General features: G+C 46.3%; 12 protein-coding genes and 1 tRNA gene. 11 read left to right on the top strand and 2 right to left on the bottom strand.

Translation table 11 applies throughout. The features are described 5' to 3' along the window. Window positions 1-5 precede the first annotated feature (5 nt). The 5 genes from GC093_RS14980 (at window position 6) to GC093_RS14960 (ending at window position 8,981) form a co-directional block, all read left to right on the top strand. Complete coding sequence (locus GC093_RS14980) at window positions 6-929, top strand: dihydrodipicolinate synthase family protein (RefSeq protein ID WP_171652696.1); 924 nt, start codon at window positions 6-8, stop codon at window positions 927-929. A 15-nt stretch (window positions 930-944) separates the two neighbouring features. Beyond that, a complete protein-coding gene (locus GC093_RS14975) occupies window positions 945-1,976 on the top strand; it encodes a sialidase family protein (RefSeq protein ID WP_171652695.1) in 1,032 nt (343 codons plus the stop codon). A gap of 98 nt (window positions 1,977-2,074) precedes the next feature. Beyond that, window positions 2,075-5,308 carry a glycosyl hydrolase gene (locus GC093_RS14970; RefSeq protein ID WP_171652694.1) on the top strand — a complete coding sequence of 1,078 codons (3,234 nt, stop codon included), beginning with the start codon at window positions 2,075-2,077 and terminating at the stop codon, window positions 5,306-5,308. A gap of 75 nt (window positions 5,309-5,383) precedes the next feature. Then, on the top strand, window positions 5,384-7,747 hold the full coding sequence (locus GC093_RS14965) for a helix-turn-helix domain-containing protein (protein WP_171652693.1): 2,364 nt from the start codon (window positions 5,384-5,386) through the stop codon (window positions 7,745-7,747). Between the two features lie 52 nt (window positions 7,748-7,799). Beyond that, on the top strand, window positions 7,800-8,981 hold the full coding sequence (locus GC093_RS14960) for a HEAT repeat domain-containing protein (protein ID WP_171652692.1): 1,182 nt from the start codon (window positions 7,800-7,802) through the stop codon (window positions 8,979-8,981). Window positions 8,982-9,635: 654 nt separating this feature from the next. On the opposite strand, the gene GC093_RS14955 is transcribed toward GC093_RS14960, so the two are convergent. Then, window positions 9,636-10,280: a transcriptional regulator gene (locus tag GC093_RS14955; protein ID WP_171652691.1), complete on the bottom strand. Its 645-nt coding sequence runs from the start codon at window positions 10,278-10,280 to the stop codon at window positions 9,636-9,638. A 1,009-nt stretch (window positions 10,281-11,289) separates the two neighbouring features. On the opposite strand from GC093_RS14955, the gene GC093_RS14950 reads away from it, so the two are divergent. The 4 genes from GC093_RS14950 to GC093_RS14935 all read left to right on the top strand — a co-directional run bounded on the left by GC093_RS14950 (window position 11,290) and on the right by GC093_RS14935 (window position 13,637). Further along, a tRNA-Asp gene (locus GC093_RS14950) sits at window positions 11,290-11,366 on the top strand. A gap of 126 nt (window positions 11,367-11,492) precedes the next feature. Then, the gene (locus GC093_RS14945) at window positions 11,493-11,978 is read left to right on the top strand and encodes an NUDIX hydrolase (protein ID WP_171652690.1); all 486 of its coding nucleotides are present in this window, start codon (window positions 11,493-11,495) and stop codon (window positions 11,976-11,978) included. 41 nt (window positions 11,979-12,019) lie between these two features. Beyond that, window positions 12,020-12,805 carry a nucleotidyltransferase domain-containing protein gene (locus tag GC093_RS14940; RefSeq protein WP_171652792.1) on the top strand — a complete coding sequence of 262 codons (786 nt, stop codon included), beginning with the start codon at window positions 12,020-12,022 and terminating at the stop codon, window positions 12,803-12,805. Window positions 12,806-12,980: 175 nt separating this feature from the next. Beyond that, window positions 12,981-13,637: a YheC/YheD family protein gene (locus tag GC093_RS14935; RefSeq protein WP_171652689.1), complete on the top strand. Its 657-nt coding sequence runs from the start codon at window positions 12,981-12,983 to the stop codon at window positions 13,635-13,637. A gap of 97 nt (window positions 13,638-13,734) precedes the next feature. Here GC093_RS14935 and GC093_RS14930 read toward each other — a convergent pair whose 3' ends face one another. After that, a complete protein-coding gene (locus GC093_RS14930; RefSeq protein ID WP_171652688.1) occupies window positions 13,735-15,555 on the bottom strand; it encodes a DUF2339 domain-containing protein in 1,821 nt (606 codons plus the stop codon). Between the two features lie 260 nt (window positions 15,556-15,815). Between GC093_RS14930 and GC093_RS14925 the strand changes: the two genes are divergently transcribed. After that, window positions 15,816-18,293, top strand: coding sequence for a S1C family serine protease (locus tag GC093_RS14925; RefSeq protein WP_246314404.1), 2,478 nt, complete (start codon window positions 15,816-15,818; stop codon window positions 18,291-18,293). 277 nt (window positions 18,294-18,570) lie between these two features. After that, window positions 18,571-19,584 carry an aldo/keto reductase gene (locus tag GC093_RS14920; protein ID WP_171652687.1) on the top strand — a complete coding sequence of 338 codons (1,014 nt, stop codon included), beginning with the start codon at window positions 18,571-18,573 and terminating at the stop codon, window positions 19,582-19,584. Window positions 19,585-19,859 lie beyond the last annotated feature (275 nt).

Raw genomic sequence — 19,859 nt, 5'->3', positions numbered from 1 at the left:
ATCACATGCAGAACCAACCTATTGCCAAGGGCGTTTGGCCTACAATGGTGACTCCTTTCACCGATTCGAATCAAGTGGATTACTTTGCGCTAGAGCAAATGGTTGAGTGGTATATCCGTCAGGGGGTTGCCGGGCTTTTTGCGGTATGCCAATCCAGCGAAATGTTCTTCTTGACGCTTGAAGAACGCGCTTCGATTGCTAAGTTTGTAGTTGAGAAGGCAAAAGGCCGTGTCCAAGTAATAGCATCCGGTCACATCTCGGAATCTATAGAGGATCAAGTGACAGAGCTGCAGGCTATAGCTGCTTCTGGTGTTCAAGCGGTAGTACTGGTAAGTAATCGACTAGCGAAGCAGGATGAATCCGAAGAAGTATGGAAGCGTAATGCTGAAACACTGCTGAGCGTTGTTCCAGATATTGCTTTTGGCATTTATGAATGTCCATATCCCTATAAACGGCTCATTTCACCAGAGCTGTTGGCATGGTGCGAGTCAACTGGCCGGTTTACTTTTTTGAAAGATACATGCTGCCATACGGGGCATATTGAAGACAAGCTGAATGCAGTGCGCGGCGGTGGCTTGAATATATATAACGCTAATACAGCTACTTTGCTGGAAACCTTAAAGATAGGCGTTCAAGGCTATAGCGGGATTATGGCGAACTTTCACCCGGATTTGTACGTTTGGCTTACCCGTCACTTCGAGGATCAGCCGGAGCGGGCAGAGAAGCTGCAGCATTTTTTAGGCATGTCCTCTGTAATTGAAAGTCAATATTACCCGGTTAATGCCAAATATTATTTGAGCTTGGAAGGGCTACCTATTGGTCTTCATACAAGAACTAAAGATCACCACCTGTTGACCTATTCGAACCGGCGCGAGGTAGAGCAATTGTTTGCCCTAACTGCCGAATATAGAAAGCTATATGAACTATAAGAGGAGAGTAGAGCTATGAAGCTGAAAGAGCAAGTCAAACAATTCCTTTTTGAAGAGGAGCGTCCATTTAACAGCTGCCACGCATCGACGGTTATTGCATTACCCAATGGGGATTTGCTGGTTTCTTATTTCGCAGGTACTAAGGAAGGCAATCCAGACGTAGCGATATGGTGCTCCAAGAGAACGGATGGTGTTTGGTCCCAGCCGTATTTGGTCGCCGACGAAGAGGGGCTTGTTCATTGGAACCCTGTATTGTTCCGCAAAAATGATGGGCAAATCGTGCTTCATTATAAAGTAGGGCACCCGATTCCGGAATGGTATACACGGGTTACAGTGTCCAATGATGACGGTGTGACTTGGAGCGAGCCGGTTGATTTGGTGCCGGGAGATGTAGGAGGAAGAGGTCCGGTCAAAAACAAGCTCATCGTGCTGCAGGATGGCACATGGCTGGCGCCTGCATCCATTGAAGGAGAAGTGTGGGACTGCTTCGCTGATATTTCTTATGACCAAGGGGTGACGTGGACTCGGAGTGAGCTGGTGCCAACCAATCATGGGACAGAGAATGATGGTACTATGCAGCTAGTGCGTGGCAAAGGCCTCATTCAACCGACCTTATGGGAATCGAAGCCCGGTCAAGTGCACATGCTCATGCGGAGTACAAGCGGATTTATTTATCGCAGCGATTCATTAGATTCAGGGAAGACTTGGTCGCCTGCTTACAGAACGTATTTGCCAAATAACAATAGCGGGATCGACTTGGCCAGAATGGATGATGGAACACTAGTGCTGGCTTATAATCCGGTAGGGATGTACAGAGGACCCCGCATGCCGCTATTGCTGAGTATTTCAAGAGATAATGGCGAGTATTGGGAAGAACTGGTGGTTATGGAGGCGGAGTATCGATCCTATACGATCCCTATTGAGCCGGGCGAGTATTCTTATCCAGCTGTCATTGCTGAGGGGAATCATATCTATGTGACCTACACTTGGAAGCGGGAGAGAATCGTTTGCTGGAGTCTGGAAGTTGAGACAGAGACAGCTTTATAATAGCGTGTACTATGAACAGCGGTAGCCTGAAGTTATTTCTGTGCCGCTGTTCTACTGCGTAATTTGTGCTTGTGGATATCAAAAAGGAGGCTCTATGGATGGTACTTTTACCCGAATTGAGGAAGCAATTTGAGCAGCCCCCTGCGCCATACAGGTCGGTGCCTTTTTGGGCATGGAATGACGAATTAAAGCAAGAAGAGCTGCTTCGTCAGATTGAAGATATGAAGGAACAGGGGATGGGCGGCTTTTTTATGCATTCCCGCGATGGATTGGAAACTCCTTACTTAAGTAAGGAGTGGATGGATGCCGTCCATCAGTCGGTTGCTAAGGCAGAAGAGCTTGGTATGAAGGCATGGCTGTATGATGAAGACCGCTGGCCCTCGGGCTCCGCAGGGGGGAGCATTCCTGCTCAAGGGGATGAGTTTCGCTCCAAGGGATTGACCCTAGAGGTTGTAAGTGGTGAGAATGGCACGTATGAGGATGACGGTCGAGTGGTAGCTTTATTCAAAGCAACCATTCAGGGTATGGACCTCATAGCATGCGAAAGGCTTCTGTTGATACCCGCACATACAGCTTCACCTGTATCAGCACCTGCATCTATATCAACATCAACATCAACATCTACATCCCATGCGGACTTATCAGCCCCAGCACCTGTGACTACAACTATAACCGGAGCCGTACAGAATCTGGAGTTTTCTGATGGAGAAGTGCTACTCGTATTTCGAGTAGAGGTTTCTGCACCAAGCGAGTGGTTTAACGACGAGGCTCCGCCCGACAGCATGAATCCCGATACAGTCCAGCAATTTATCAACTCGACCTATGAGGTGTACAAAGCAGAAGTAGGCGACCAGTTCGGACGCACGATTACAGGTATTTTTACGGATGAGCCGGGCATACACGATCGTCATTGTCAGTATACGGCAGGTCGCGGCTGGGTGCCATGGACGTATTCGTTCCCTGCTTATTTCAAGCAGCTGCGCGGACATGATATTCTGGATCTGCTTCCCTACCTTTATTTTAACGGTGAACAATCCTCAATGGCTCGACATGACTTTTGGCGTACGGTATCCGATAAATTTTGCGAATCCTATACGAAGCAATTGGGAGACTGGTGTGATGCCAATGGACTTGCTTTTACCGGACATTATTTGTGGGAGAGCGCATTAGGCGTAGCAACGAGAGTTGGCGGATCCATCATGCCGCATTATCGTTATCAGCATGTGCCTGGAATTGATATGCTCTGCGAGCAGACGGATGAACATATGACGGTCAAGCAATGCACTAGCGTAGCTAACCAATACGGACGGAAATTCGTTATTTCGGAGACTTACGGCTGCACGGGTTGGGAGTTTACCTTTGAAGGACAGAAGTGGATGGGGGATTGGCAGTATGTATTGGGAGTTAACTTAAGATCACAGCATCTTGCCCTATATTCATTGAAAGGCTGCCGCAAAAGAGATTATCCCCCAGTGTTTAACTACCAGACCTCCTGGTGGAAATATAACGGGATTATGGAGGATTATTTCGCCAGAATTGGCGCAGTAATCACAGAGGGGACCCCGATAAGGGACATTCTGGTGCTGCATCCGGCGTCTACGGCATGGTCCATGCTTGGGACGAATCCATATGGAAGTCCAAGGCGAGGCTTGGATAGGGATATACCGGGTATTGACCGTTACGGCTATGAGTTTAACGACTTGCTGCGTGTTTTACTCGGACAGCATTACGATTTCGACCTTGGTGATGAGACGATTATGGCTGAAGCAGGTGAGGTTCGCGCACAAGAGAAGAAGCTGTTCGTCAACCTAGCGGGCTATAAGACCGTTATTATTCCTCCGGTCCGTACCCTGCTTCGCAGCACGTTCGAGCTACTCATGGCTTTCCTTAACGCAGGAGGTCAGGCTACTGCAATGACACCTGCTCCAGCCCTGATCGAGGGGAGAATATCGGAGGATCCGGCACTGCTGTATGCCCATCCGGGAGTAACTCTAGTCGACAGGCCTGAACAGCTGATTGCCAAGCTGGAGCAACTACAGCCGAGGGCGGTCAGTATTCAGAACCGCTACGCGGCTGAGACGCCTGAATTGCTGTATTTACTGAAAGAAACCGGTGATGGACATACCTTATTTATCGTGAACAATGACCGGCAGCAAACATTCGATGTTTGTATAGATACACAAGCTAATGGTAGAGTTGAAGAATGGGATGCATTGACCGGCAGCATCAAGCAAGTACAATCTTGGATAGAAGGCGGACGTATGCGGTTCTACGCGCGGTTCGGCCCGACGGACTCTAAATTGTATGTCATCTATGGGGAAGAGGCAGCTTCCCACACCAACCAAGCTAAGCAGGTGCAGCCTGCACCACTTTCCGATTCAGATCTTTATGCGGCATTCGGGCCTGTATTTCAGTTCAGCCGGACGATGCCTAATGTGCTGACTTTGGATATCTGCTCTTATCGGATGAGGGATGACAGGTGGTCCGAGCCCAAAGAAGTATGGGTGGCTCAACGCGAAATCCGAGATACGCTTGGCATGAGGCAAGTATATTATAATGGGATCACACAGCGTTATAAATGGATTCGTGATGCTCACCCGAATGACGGCACCCCCGTCAGCTTTAAGCTGAGCTTCCATGTGACGGATGTTCCGGCTACGGAGGTGAATCTTGTTGTAGAGGGCGCACAGCAGTTTCAGATCAGCTTGAATGGGCAGCCAATTTCTAATACACCGAACGGCTGGTTTGTGGATCGCTCGATGGATCGTGTCCTGCTTTCCGGTATTCGCCAAGGCGTCAATGAGCTGGAATTGTCCTGCTCCTACAATCAGGCTATGGAAGTTGAGGATTGTTATCTTATCGGTGATTTCGGAGTGAGCCTGTCCCGAAGCATCATTGCTGAACCGGAAACGCTGCGTACTGGGGACTGGAGTTTGCAGGGCTACTTCCATTACAATGGCAGCATCATCTATCACTCCGACTATCACCACCAGCTGGAAGAAGGCATGAGAGCGATACTGACGCTAGGGGATTGCTCGGCAGTAACGGTGGAGATCCGTGTCAACGGGGTGACAGCAGGGCATGTGCCGTGGAAAGCTGCGGACGGCGTTGATCTAACCCCTTATTTAATAAGCGGCTTAAATAAACTGGAAATCGAAGTGATGGGCAGCCCTCGCAACATGTTCGGGCCGTTCCATGAAGCGCGCGGCCGAACGGCGACTACGGACTGGAGCTCGTTTCGCAAAGAAGGCAAATCATTCACCCCTGATTATATTGTTCAGCCGTACGGCTTGATGGAACAGGTGAAAATCATTCGGTCTAAGGAAGCTTAGGCAGGCTTATAACATGGATTACAATGACAGAGGCGAAACGAAAGAGGGCAGGGTAACGCTATGAAAATCCCAGGAATGAAACCATTCAGAGGAATGCAAGGTAAACAAAATAGGCTGTTCCTGACTATTCTATGCTATTTCCTGTCTCTCTTGATTCCTATTGTCATAATCGGTATTTCCGAGTATTGGTACTCGGTTAGCATTATGAAAAATGAGTTCAACCAAAGGATTTCCACGAATCTGGGATCTTCGGCGAATGCCGTTGATTTGTATATCAAAACTACGCAGGAAACCGGAGTTAACTTTTTATATGACGATACCGTTCAGACGCTGCTTATGCCCAAAAATCTGCAAAGCCTTGAAGTGAAAGCAGAGCTGTGGAGATTGCCGCGTATTTTGCAGCGTAATGAAAACATTGTCAGCAAGTATACCGATTCGATGTTTGTTTATATCGACAATCAGGATGTATATGTTAGCGGCGGGGTTAACTATTTTGAATCCTTTTTCAATAACATGTACAAATACGATAAATACGACGCCAGTTATTGGATGAAGAAGCAGGGCTCGGACAAAAGTGTGGAGCTTCTGCCAGTAACGAAGGTGATTCAAGAAAAAATCCATGTGAAGCAGGTTGTCCCCATTGTTATGACCAACCGAATTCGCAATCATAACGCGGTTATGGTTGTGAATATGGATGTGCAGACGATCGAGAAGACATTGAAGGGGGGAGCGGTATTCGACTCCACCGGCTTTGTCGTATTAGATGGTACTCGGGAAGCTCTGTATGATGCCAACGGTTACTTGAACGGTCCAGTGACAGCGGCGAGCCTAAACACTGCTTTTGAAGGAAACATCGGCGGCTCCAAGGAACTGAAGGTTAGCGGGAAGCCTTATATGGTGGCGCATGTTAAATCAGATTTGTATGGATGGGACTACTATTCGTTCACCCCGATTGATGAATTCAACCATTATACGGTCGGTATTTTGCAAATGACGCTTTTGTTGTGCATTGTGCTCATGGTGATGGGTATCGTGTTTTCATTCGTGTTCAGCCTGCGCATTTATAATCCAATTCGTAATATCCGGGACATTATTGCACAGAAGAGCGTGCCTATGAACGGTGAAAATGAAGTCAATGTCAATGCCGCTGCTAACGAGTTTGAGCTTATACAGCAGGGGATCAACAGAATGTCTGACAGCCACCAGCAGTATAAGGTGAAATACGATAAGCAGACGAGTGAGTATGTGGAATATTCCTTGTTATTTTTGTTAAAAGGCCACACCATCAATCAGGAAGAAATTCTACGCGAAACATTGAAGGCTGACTTCGGCTTCACTCATTCCGGATTTATATGCTGCACGGTGTTTTTTGACTTCAAGGATGCTTTTTATCAGGATATTCAGGATACCGAGCGTATCTATATTATTAACGGCATCAAAAAGATTGTTTGGAATCTGCTCGGCAACCAAGTTCCGTGTTATGTATTGGAGCATAGGCAAAATTTATTCGTTTGCTTAATTAATATCGAGGGTCCGCAGGATACGGAATTGCTGCATCCGGCGTTCCACAGCATGCTTAATATTTTTGAATATGATATTCGCATGTATTACGATATTACCATTGGTATCGGCACTTTTTACACGAATGTAAATGATATCGGAGCTTCTTATAATGAAGCGATGACGGCGGTCAGCAAGCGCAATAAGGACCAGAGATTTCAGATCGTGGATTCCAATCAGCTGTCCATTGAAAATAGCTACCAATACTCGCTTCATGACGAGCAAAAGATATTGAATTACTTGAAGCTGGGCGACGTTCCAGCCGTGCAGGATGTAATTGTAAGTGTGGTAGAAAGCAATGTACAGCACGGTGTATCCTACGAACACATGCTGCAGCTGTTTAAAGAAATGTATGTGACCGGCGTTCGATTTTTGGCAGAAAAAGGGCAAAGCGTCGCACAGCTAGAGATGGAACACGAGCTTCCTTTTAGTGAAAAAGCATTTGGAGAATCGTTCCTGGGAACCAAAGAGCTGGAGAAGGCTGCAATTGAATTTTTCACTCGAATCATAGAAACGACGAAAGCCCAGAGGGGGCAAAAAACCGGAAATCTCGTATCCTTGATTGAGAAATACATTCAAGAGCACTACACACAAGATCTCGGTCTTGAGCAAATTGCTGATGAAATGGGTGTTTCCGTCAAATATGTTTCCAGGGTGTTTAAAGATAAAACCGGTGAATATTTAACCGACTATATTAACCAGGTACGGATTGAAAAAGCGAAGGAATTACTGGTTCAAACCGATCTAAGAGTGAACGATATTGCTGAAAGGATAGGCATTCATAGCCGAACTACATTTCTAAGAGTATTTAAGAAGGTAGAGGGCATCTCGCCGAATGAATACCGTACCTTGCACAAAAAAATAAAAGGTTTTGAATAGCGCGCTGGTGTTGTATACTTGTCTTAATATCAACACGGAGGTTGAACAGAAGATGAGTCAAGATATGGGCGGATTGGGCCGTCATTATTTACAGGAAGATTCTTATGGAGCGTCTGCATTCTGTTTTTACCGCGCTATTCTTGAAAACAATTCAAATGGAAATGCATGGAATGGGCTTGTGCTTGCCATGAGCTTAATGCGCAAGGAGTATGACGCTCAAACGATACTTGCGAGATTTGCCCTGCAGCAGCAGCTGCCGTATGACAAGGATATGGTTACCTTTGCGTTAATGATGTTCCAGAATAGCCCGCAAGCGCTTGCGCAGTGGGTGCGTTCGATGTCTGTCCGTTTCGGGGCAAGCCCTGAGGAAAGACAAACCTTCGTCAAGATGGCTGAGGATTTGGACAATGCTTATAATGGCTTGCTGGCAGAACATGGAGAGGAAACGCTTAAAAGTCAGGGTATGCTGAGTCTTGAAGAGTTCGCGAATCGTCGCATCGAGCTTGATTGGCTGCTTACTGAATCGGTTGACTCGATATTTGCTCTGGCACAAGTTTGGCTGGAAGATCCAGAGATGGTGCTTTCCGGTGTTCGTCTGTTGTGCATGCTCCCTGATCCACGGAGCGAGAGAATGCTTCGCCGCGTTTGCCGTAATGAGCAGGTGGACGGGAAGGTCAGGACTCACGCGCTGCTTGCGCTTAGATGGTTAGGAGTCAGAGGCAATGTGCGGATTCATAAGATGGAGGAGTCGTTCGTTATTAATCTGGACGATCCTAAGCCGGAGCTAACGGTATCGGTTCCTGCCTCCTACAAGCCTGCTCTAGACAGAATGAAGCTGTGGTTGGCTAAAGAGCAAGGAGTCGTTACTCAAGAGGAGTACGAGCAGCATGCTTCAACCGATGAGCCGGAGCTGCCGGAAGCACTTGCTGAGAAGCTGGAGAACGCGGATATTCCAGGTGTGCTGCAGGAAGTTGTACATGCTGTGATTCGCGCGGCTTACGACCAGTACTATCCGCTTGTCCCTCACAACAGAGGCGCGCGCTCTTGGAGCAACGCGTTTGTGATGCTGATCAAGGACTACTCAGAAGGCATTGGCCAAGGTTGGCCCTATGGAGAACCGGAGAAGGACGATACGGCAGTGCTACATCGTAACTGGATGCTTAGCGCCAGTCCGGATTTTTATACCCAGATTGCAGAGGCGCGCAAGCTGCGGACCGCTTCAATGGGATCATAGAGTGCGATAAAAAGAAAGAGGGTCCTCTCGGCAGCATTAGCTGCTGGGAGGGCCCTCTTGGGTTGAATAGATAGTATAGCGTTATACTTGGGATCGTTCAACCGTGACCAGTACGATAGCTTTTGAGGGACTTCGCAGTCGTTTACCCTTGAGGGAAGCTTATGTGCTTAAGCTGCGGGGCAGGTAAGACCCGTTTTGGGTTGGGGTACTGGAACAAGCTTAAGTGCTTAAGCAATGTGGCAGGCAGGACCTTCTTGGGGTTGGTATGCTGGAAGCTTAAGTGCTCTCACTATTTTATTTTTTATGTTATTGCATGTTATTGCATGTTATTGCTTTAGTTACTGCTTTAGTTACTGCAAGTGTTGCAGCTGTTCCTGTATTACTCACTCCCACTCATGAGGAACGTAGATACGTTATTTTTAGTTGGATACGCTTTCATTTGGCCTGAACGGAACTAGGGTGCGCTATTACACTAAAATTAGCTTATTAGGGGGCAATAGTTGCATAATAGAGCATCGTAGTTCCGCTTGATGGTGAATATTGGCTTGAACGAGTAATATAACGCACCTAGGTTCCTCTTAGCTTAAACGAGTAATATAACGCACCTAGGTTCCTCTTAGCTTGAACGAGTAATATAACGCACCTAGGTTCCGCTTAGTAATGAAGCTTATAGGTTCTCGCCCGTGCTTGGCCGCCAGCTACGACTAAAAGCTGCTTATCGACCAAGTTATGCAGAAGTGTTCTGGCATGCCTGTTGCTTACTCTAAGATGAGCAGATAGCTCTGAGGGTGTGAACGGACGGAGTAATCTTCGCGCGAACCGAAGCGCTTCACTTTCTAGACAGGATAATTTCTCTGGCACATCCAACGAAATAAATTTGCCGATGAATGATAAAATAAGCTGCTGGCATTGTTTGGGTGTTTCAATAATCGAGGGATAGGCTATTGGCATAACCATCCATCCGTCCAGCGCAAGATGACAGTGACGTATGCAGAGATCCTTAAATCTCCAAACTTCAATATCCCGCGCATGGGATGCATATCCTTGGATCTCTATAACACCTTTGGCTTCTCCAGGCATATAAGCAAGATCCAAATACCTGTAGCCGTTCGCGAAATCACTAACTTCCCATTCGGGGTAAAGGTGGTCGAGATGTCCCACTACTGGATACCATATCGTTCGTAAAAATTCTTTTTCCCCATGTCCGAGCCCTTTCTCTAGTCGTTCTCGTCTTCTGCGGTTTGTTTCAGCAATGATCTGAGAATGCATAAAATGCTCGAATGCCTGCTCAAATTTCATTTAAGTTCACCCCCTCATGATGGTCAAAAGAAAAACGCCGCTCCCACCATGCCCGAGGAGTAGAACTCCAACAGTTGCATGGATGGAAACGGCGTGTGCTTCACGACCAAACCAAATTATTTAGTTTAGTATATCTCATTTTGTACACATTTTTCTACTATCAATAGGACATCTGGCAGTGGATTTCTTTTAAAGTTAAAAAAATCATGATTTTGTAATATATGGTTGACTTATTTGAAAATCTCGTGTTAAGATGTGTCCACGTTGAAGAAAGCCATTGGGCGAAAGGGGTGTAGGAAGATGACTAAGCATAACCATTCAAATCATATGCAACAAGAGCTCAATCATAATTCCTATACGAATATTCGCACTTGGCACAGCTTTCATGTACCGGTACGGCGTTTACAACTTGTAAATTGACTGTACGATAGGTTTCGGTATGTGGGGCTGCGAATTCGCAGCCTTTTTCTTTTGCCCAGAGGGCAGGGAAGAAGGCGGGAATATGCAGCTTTTTTAACACTATGTTTAAAAATTACACTACAACAGTCCAATCGGAAAGGAGAAGGGTACAATGAGTATACAGCTACATCAAGCATTGAATCATAAGCAGTTGGAGAATAAATTGCCGCATGGGGAGTTTTCAAATCATGCAAATCATTCAAATTTTCCATATATCCACAGTAGTTTTTGTGCATCCTTACCCCCTCCTTCTGAGCAAGCAGGGCTGGCCTGACACATTCAAATTCATGTGTACCAGGAATAGGGTTGCTCAAGGCTGCTGAATCACAGTGGCTTTTCTTATGCCTGTATTGGCAGGGAAGAGCATGTGAGCGAGTAGTCTTTTTAGTTTCTTTGGAGAAAAAGTAACCGCTGCCGATGTTGAATCGGTAAGCTCGGGTGCGATTCCTGTTGTTCTCCCTTTTATGGATAGGCGTAGTCATAGAGGCTGCTGCAATCTCGGTGGCTGGCAGACATGCGGTTCACTCCGTCCCTATCCGTCCAACCTTATGAAGCTGTGGAGAAGTGGGAGTTCTCACCGGTTTGTCAGACCGGAGGTCGCGGGTTCAAGTCCCGCCGGCTTCACCAAATATTTTGAAATGCTCCAACGAGAGGACGAATGTGTATAATTGCACAGGTGATCCTTTGCTGATATAAAATGAAGTGCAGCCCAACTCGGCGTCTATTTTGACATTTAGTAAAGGAGAATCGAAAATGACCATTTGTATAAACAGACGAGGAGATATTTTTGAACAATTTATTGAAGTTACGGAAGAACAGATTGACTCATGCAACCTACAGTATCCTTTAACCCATGCGTTGGTTGTTGCACGCGGTGCTAATGGATTTTTATTATTGTATAATACTTGGAAAAAGCATTGGGAGTTAGCAGGCGGCATACTAGAAGAAGGAGAAAGTCTCCGGGAATGTGCACTCAGAGAAATGCTTGAAGAAACGAATCAAATTCCTAGCAAGATACAGTTCAGGGGATTGATGAAATTCGTATTAGCCAATGGTAAGATTGAATATGGAGGCTTGTATTGCGGATTTATTGAAGTAGAAAGGCCTTTTGAGAAGAATGCGGAGGCACAAGAAATTGTGTTTTGGGATCAAGCCGCTCCTATTGGATATATAGATGAAATCGATCAAGAGTTATTAAACTACTACAAGGAACCCTCGATCCCCACGGTTAGAAGTTAAAATATCATGGTTGGATCAGCAGAAAGGAGCAGCTTACGATGATGTCCGACTTTACCTCCAAAATACAAAGCGAGCTGCTGAGAATCGAACACGAGGAGCAGGTGCGGATAGTATATGCGTGCGAATCGGGAAGTCGTGCATGGGGATTTCCGTCCCAAGATAGCGATTATGATGTGCGGTTTCTATATGTCCGACCAACCGATTGGTACTTATCGATCCTGGAGAAGCGGGATGTGATAGAACGTCCGATTAGTGAGCAGCTCGATATCAACGGGTGGGATTTGAAAAAAGCGCTCAACTTATTCCGCAAATCGAATCCGTCGCTGCTGGAGTGGCTAGAATCGCCAATCTCCTATATGGAGCGTTATACGGTAGCACAGCAAATTCGCGAGCTTAGTCCGCTCCTGTTCTCGCCGCGGGTCAGCATTTATCACTACTTGCATATGGCAAAAAGAAATTATAGACATTATCTCCAAGGAGAGATTGTCCAAATAAAAAAGTATTTTTACGTGCTCCGGCCTATACTTGCCTGCATATGGATTTTGGAGCGGGGCAGTATAGCGCCAGTTGATCATGGGGATTTGATCGCGGGGCTTCAATTAGAGCCTGCATTAGAACGGGAGATTAACAAATTAATATTGCGTAAAAAAGCGGGCGAGGAATTCGACTTGGAGCCAGGGATGAATATCCTTAACGATTATCTGGAAAAGCAGATAGCATGTTTGGAAGAAGTGGCTAATCTTAATCAAGCGCCCACCGGAGCAGAAAAGCAGGATAATGTGCTGGATGATCTGTTCAGAAAGGCTCTGCGTGAAGTGTGGCAGTAAACTTAATAGGCGTTACAAGAGAGCAGTCTTGAACTTGATAAAAGGTTCGGGGCTGCCCTTTTTAGATGAACCGCATCAAAAGCCAACAGACATGTGACAAGCGTCTAGGTTCAAATGGATAGTCCTGAATACTCTATAATACAGGCTGGGTGAACAGAGAGGAGGGACTTTTTTCATGCGACGAGTCGCTAATAAATGGTCGAAGTTCGCTATTCTGCTGCGTCATCAGGGTGTTGCTAAGCATATTCCGGCAATGAGGCATTTTAGTGCTTCCAACCTGCGTGATATGCTTCAGCGATACCCTTTTGTTGTGGCAAAGCCTTTTGTTGGAACAGGCGGAAATCGTGTTGTGAAGGTTCAAAAAACGCAGGGTGGATACATGTACCACTACTACGGGAATCAAATAAAGGTTCATTCCTTGGATGGGCTTGTCCGTGCGTTAAACCGCATTCGCAATGGCCGTTCCTACATGCTTCAGCAGGGCATTCAATTGACCACTATTGATGGAAGACCTGTGGATTACCGTGTAAAGCTAGTTAAAGCCGGCCGTTCGTGGCATATAAGAGCCATAGTAGGCCGACTCGCTCGCCCGGGACTGTTCGTCACCAATCTATGCAAGGGAGGCACCCTGCTTCAAGGATCCCACGCTCTTCGAAGGACCTTTCCGGCAAGAATGGTTAAATCGAAAAGAGACACGATGTGCGGAGTTGCACGAACGTGTACGTTTTTATTGGAATCGCGTTATCCAGGTATCGGGGAGCTCGGTTATGATTTTGGCATTGATAAAAAAGGCTCGGTATGGATTCTCGAAGTAAATACAAGGCCACATTAACGACATGCAAATCAGCCTATGCCAAAAAGCTAAGACAGCCTGTATCTAAAGAGCTGTCTTAGCTTTTTACACTGCACACAAAGGACGGCGCAAGGCATTAATCTTTCCGTTTATAAAACAATCGCGATACGGCAACGCCGATGATGCCGAGCCCGATAAACAGAACGGCGCGGACGGCGGTTGAAACATCTGGGAGATCGGCGAAAATAATTTTTAGCAGGGTGATGAATAAGAACAGAATGCCTGCAAGGCGCAGCTTTTGCTTGCCCATAACAACGCCCGTAACAATGACGGCAATAGCGTAGAGTACCCATACCGCCGACAGCAGCAAGTGCTGTAAATCAGCAGAAAGTGAATGTGTGAGGACTTGGGTAACCTGGGTGATGAATATAAGGAACAATACGGAATCTATCCAAAGCAAGCTGCTCTTATAGCGTTGGTGCCAGTTGGCTGAGCCTTCGGGCAATCGTTTTAAGAATTCGTACAACACGACGAGGGAAGCTAAGAGCATCAGCCAAGCTATTGTTTCAGCGGAAAAGATAGCATCAATGGGCTGTACCCATACGCTGCACATTCCAAATAAATAGGCCAAGCTGCCTGTTATTTGCTGCAGCTTGCTTTTTAGCTTGATCCCTAAGATGATCGCTAGTGTACCCTCGACCAGCGTTGCAGAGGATAGGTGATCTGCATTAAGCACATGCACTAACCATAGGAACCAAGCAAAGGTAGCTATGGCCAGATGGATGGCTGCGGCTTTCTTTTGCTTGATGAGCCAATAGGCCGTCACGCTGTAGACTAGTGCGCAGGATACTACAACAAGGCGGTATATGAAGGGGGCCTCATCTCCAAACAAACCGTACATCCAAGCTGCGACTAATCCAAAGCTGAGGAAAAGGGAGACCGGTCGATTAGCCTTCTGTTCGCCGTTCTGGCGGAAGGTAGACAGCGTAAACAGCACAGCGTGCTGAAGCAATACGGCAATCATAAGAGCGTACCGGCCCTCTGGGTCATCAGCGATTAAGCTGCCGATTAACAGCGGCGCATGTAGAATGAAAAAGGCGGTATAATAAGCCACTCTATAAGCATAGCGGTGCGCCAATACGATCATTACGATGGAGAACACAGTCTCGTAGGCTGTGAAAGTCCAAATATTAGGCTTGGCGCTGTCTACCAGAAACGGGATCAAATAACCGGCAAGCATCATGATAACGGAGAGTGCTTGTGAACGGTGACGAAGGGAGGTCCACAGGCCAGTGCTGATTGTGAGTACATAGAATGTAAAAGCAAGCCAAGCCGGAATGAGCCCATACAGCATATGGGCAGCGGCTAACGCCAGCAGCAGTACAGCAACGGAGCCCCCGAGCAGCACCTGTCCGAGCGCATGACGGCTTTGGCGGGATTGTCTTTCTCCTTGCCAGTACATAAAGGCCGACGCTAAAACTCCCAATATGCAGCGGACAGGCTCCGTAATGATGCCTGCGCTAATGGCAGCAGTGAAGCCCCATACAACGCCGATGAGCAGTACGGCAATGAAGATGCGTGGGAGCCAGACTCGGGCAATCAGATGTTCCCAATCTGTCTTGGGCTTCGGTTCAGAAACAGGAGCCTGGTATGGATTGGTAGGCACGGATCCTCCAGGCTGCTTGCTACCAACAGGCTGCACCGTGTATACAGGAGCAGGCTTCTGTGGCGGTGCTAATCTCCCGCTATGCAGCTCAAGGAGCTGCCGCTCGAGATCAGCCACTTTCTTCTCCAAATCTTCTACTCGAGTCACCAGATGCACATTATTATTTATTTCATTTGTATTAACGCTAGCTTGGGTCCCCTCTATTTTTGCTGTATCGTTTTCTCCAACTCTATCATGCCTATCTTCTCTATTTTCTCTATCATCTTGTTTACCATCATCTCTATCATTCATGCAGTCATCCCACCTCTTTTCATTTAAGGCTGCTATTAGGAGCCTTTCCCACGAAAGCAACTCGTCAGACATGCTCCTATTTATTCCATCTGTCTGTGTGACGATTATATCATAGGCTTAGAAACGTTTCCTTTCATTTAAAAATGATAAGTTTGACACCTTTTTAGCTAGTCAGGACCATTCTATCATTGCCAGCAGTTCTTTCTTTATGTTAGATTTTAATGGAACATGATGGAAATTATTGACGGGAGACATGTAAATTGAAGAGATGGAAGCAAGTAAGCAAGGGCTTGATGAGAGCTACAGCAGTGACGCTGTTGTTAATGACAGTGGCGGGGACGGGAGCATATGCAGACGCTTTAAATGACCAAGCCTCAATTCCAGCTGTCATTCAAAAAACAACATCCTCCGTGGTGGCTATTATTGGTAAGCCAAGCAACGGCAAGGATTCGAGGGAACGGGATCGTTATGACCTAGCCCACGGTACAGGTGTAATAGTAGAAAGCAATGGCTCTATTCTTACTAATGCACATGTAGTTAAAAATATGCGTAATATCAATGTAGTAACTTCGGATGGCAAATCGTATCCGGGCAAAACTACCCATTATGATGAAGAAAGCGACTTGGCTTTGGTGAAAATCGATGCAGCTGGACTGACACCAGCCACATTCGCAGCACCATCAGACATTAAAGTCGGAGAATCCGTGATGGCAATCGGAACCCCGTTATCTTTTGCGTTACGCAACTCTGTAACCTACGGGATTGTAAGCGGTATGGACCGCTCGGTACAATCCAAATATCAACTGATCCAAACGGATGCTGCGATCAATCCCGGCAACAGCGGGGGTGCGCTTGTTAATATGAAGGGACAAGTCATTGGCATTAACACGCTTAAATATGTTCAATATGGTGTTGATGGTCTAGGCTTTGCGATTCCTGTTGATACCGTACAGCATGTATTGGAGCATTTCCGTAAATACGGTAAGGTTAAACGTCCGAATCTTGGCTTGGAGCTTGGGGAAAGCTGGGAAGCGGTAGTTGGCCTGCCATCCAGCAATGGCTTGGAGGTAACTTATGTGGAGCCCGATTCTCCGGCTGCGAAGGCGGGGATTAAGCAGGGTGATGTTCTGTTATCTATCGATTCCAAACAGACCCTTAATCGGGTACAGTATAATGAAGCTTTGAAAAACTACCTGCCCGAGCAAAAGGTTCGCTTAACCGTACAATCCGGCAATTCAACCAAGACAGTCGATGTTGTGCTTGCAGAGGAACGTTCCAATTCAACTAATGTTGTGCAGGACGCCGACGGCTCTTATATTGATGCGGACCAGGGTAAAACTCAGATTGGCGACAGCCACTTTGGTTGGTCAATGAAATATCCGGCGGGGCTGATTAAAGCAGACCAGTCCAAGGGAGACGATAATATTTACCTGGCTGATGCCAAAGGTGAATTTGCTATTAACATCCTTGTTAAGGAGAAGCAAAGCGAAGATCTGTCTCCACTCGGTTTGTTGAAAAAGCTAAGCGGAAAAGCCAACTCTACGGTACTGGAAAAGCGGTATGTCGAGCAGTCTCCGCAGCCTTATGCTTTGCTTGTCGGAAAACGAGATGAAGCTGGCGGGTATTATCAAATTCGTGCTTTTTTGAAAGAAGATAAAATATTTTATATCATGCTGATGGTTGATGAGGAAAATAACTACAATAACGAATTTAAACGGAATAGCTATAATGATCTTCTTGATACATTCGTTCTGTCCTTCGATTCAAGCAACACGGCATTAAAAGATATATCCGCTTATAACACTGGGGACACCGTGACAACGGATTACGGATTAACCTTCGATGTCCCATTGGAATGGAGCAGGCAGGGCTGGGGCCGGGATATGAACTTTGGCAATGAGGATGGGGAGCAATCAATGTCCATCAGGGTAACCTCAGCTGCTTCCGGTGACACCGCTAAGGATTGGGCAGCGAGGCAGGAACGACTGTTCACAGATAGCTACGTTGAAGGTTACCGTGAGATGCAGGTCCTCCAAGAGATTTCAGTAGGGGGTGTGACGGCTCTTGAGAATCGGTATGCAACAACAATGGGAGATAAATGGCATCAGTATCATGTAATCTACATCATCAAGGACAAGTATAAATATGAGGTGAGCTTTTCGTTCCCTAAGACGGCTGATGGTGAAGAGATTAATAAGTTAATTGGAAATTTCGTGAAATCAGTGCATTTTTCCAAGGAGGCTATTAATAGCTCACTCGGATTTATTCAAGATGAGAAAGATATGCTGGATAAGAAACGGACTGTAACGTATACGAATAAAAAATATATGTACACCTTACATGCTCCGGAAAGCTGGAGTGAAGGTTATCAGAGCGAATTTGATAGTCCGATAAAGCAGTTCAACTTTGAAGGCGGCAGTCTAACCGTATCTGCTGATGACCGGTCTGGCTTGGACGAAGTTATCAATCGGATTGAGCAGGAGCATAAGAAAAATGCAGACGCAGATGCGAACTATAAATATAATGTGACGGATGAAGAAATGTTTGAAACTACGGTAAAAAAATTCTCAACTCAATATAAGAGTAAGAATGTTCCTTATACTTTAAACGAGTATGTACTAAAAAAGAACGATGTCATTTACACCCTTCGTCAGCGTATTAATGATGCGGTTAAAACAGACGAGCAGTGGCAGCAGCTAGAGAAGACTTTGCTGTCCATCCGGTTTCTTAACAAGTAAGATAAGATCAAGTCATTTATTATTCTGAGAATTTATTAGAACTAACACGCTCTACGAGCTAAGAAGTGCTTCTTTTATAAGAGGTCTTCTCTGGCTTAGGGGGCGTGTTTTTTATTGCGGGTTGTGCTTTATTACTGTATCACTTACCTCAACCCAACTAGGTTATGAAAATGTAAGCTCTTACGTAACGGTTGATTTGTTTTATATAATGAGTAGGAGATAGCAATTTCAACGAAATGGACACCAGCCAATAAACCTAATTGAGGAGGAATTACTTGTGGATTACCGTTTTGTAGGGAAAACAGGCTTAAAGGTGAGCGAATTGTGTTTGGGCTCCATGACATTCGGAGCTGCGGCGGACCGGGAAGAAAGCTTCCGAATTATGGATGGCTATACAGAAGCAGGCGGGAATTTTATCGATACAGCTAACGTTTATTCACAAGGCTTATCTGAAGAAATAGTGGGCGCTTGGTTGAAGGAAAAGAACAGGAATGATTTCGTTGTTGCTACTAAGGTGCGCTTTGGAATGGGAGAAGGTCCTAATGATATGGGCTTAAGCCGCAAGCATATTCTAGCATCCGTTGAAGACAGCTTACGCCGATTAGGCACTGATTATATTGATCTGTTTCAAGTGCATGCGTGGGATGCCGCAACTCCGCTGGAGGAAACGCTCAGCACGCTGAATGATCTTGTTCGCAAAGGTGTAGTCCGCTACATCGGAGCAAGCAACTATAGAGCGTGGCAGCTGCAGAAGGCGATCTATGTATCCCGCCAGAATGGCTGGGAGTCGTTCGTCTGCTTGCAGCCGCAATATAATTTGTTGTGTCGTGCAACGGAGTATGAGCTGCTGCCTTTGTGTGAGAACGAGGGAGTTGGCGTGATTCCATGGAGCCCACTGCGCGGGGGCTTGCTAAGCGGTAAATTCAAGCGTGGAGAAATCCCGCAGGAGAATACCCGAGTTGGAGCTAATAAGGCCACTTGGGAGCGCTACGATAATGAGTTCACATGGAACATTATCGATTCGTTGAGTGAGATTGCCAAAGAAACGGACAAATCTTCGGCACAAGTCGCTTTGAATTGGATGCTGAGCCGCAGCGTCATAACATCGCCGATTATCGGGGCGAGGAATGTTGCCCAGCTTGATGATAACCTGGGAGCAAGCGGCTGGTCATTGACGGAGGAACAAATACATCGTTTGAATGATGTGAGTGAGCTGCTTGTAAGCTACCCTTATGATCTGGCAGCTGAAAATCAGCAGCGTAGAGGTAGAGTGGCGGAAGCTCTTAGATAGATTGATAGGAAGCTATAGTGTTCAGCGATACAAAGCATGGGGGTTGCAAAGTCTTTAGAGACTTTGTGAGCCTCCTTTTTAATTGGTGGAGAGTAGGGTAGTAGAGGGAGCATGAAGCTCTGTGCAAAGCCGCGCATTCCTTAATTGGTGAACGGCAATGATCCCCCACATTGTTTAGATTTTGTTAAGAGGCTGTGTGGTACAAAGAAGTGTCGAATTATTATAATTTTTGTCGTAAATTAGAACCTTGTTGATGAAGGGGGTCATAGATTTAA

The sequence above is a fragment of the Paenibacillus foliorum genome (assembly GCF_013141765.1).
Taxonomy (GTDB): domain Bacteria; phylum Bacillota; class Bacilli; order Paenibacillales; family NBRC-103111; genus Paenibacillus_S; species Paenibacillus_S foliorum.
Note: the sequence above shows the minus strand (reverse complement) of the source record. Positions and strands in the feature narration are given on the sequence as shown.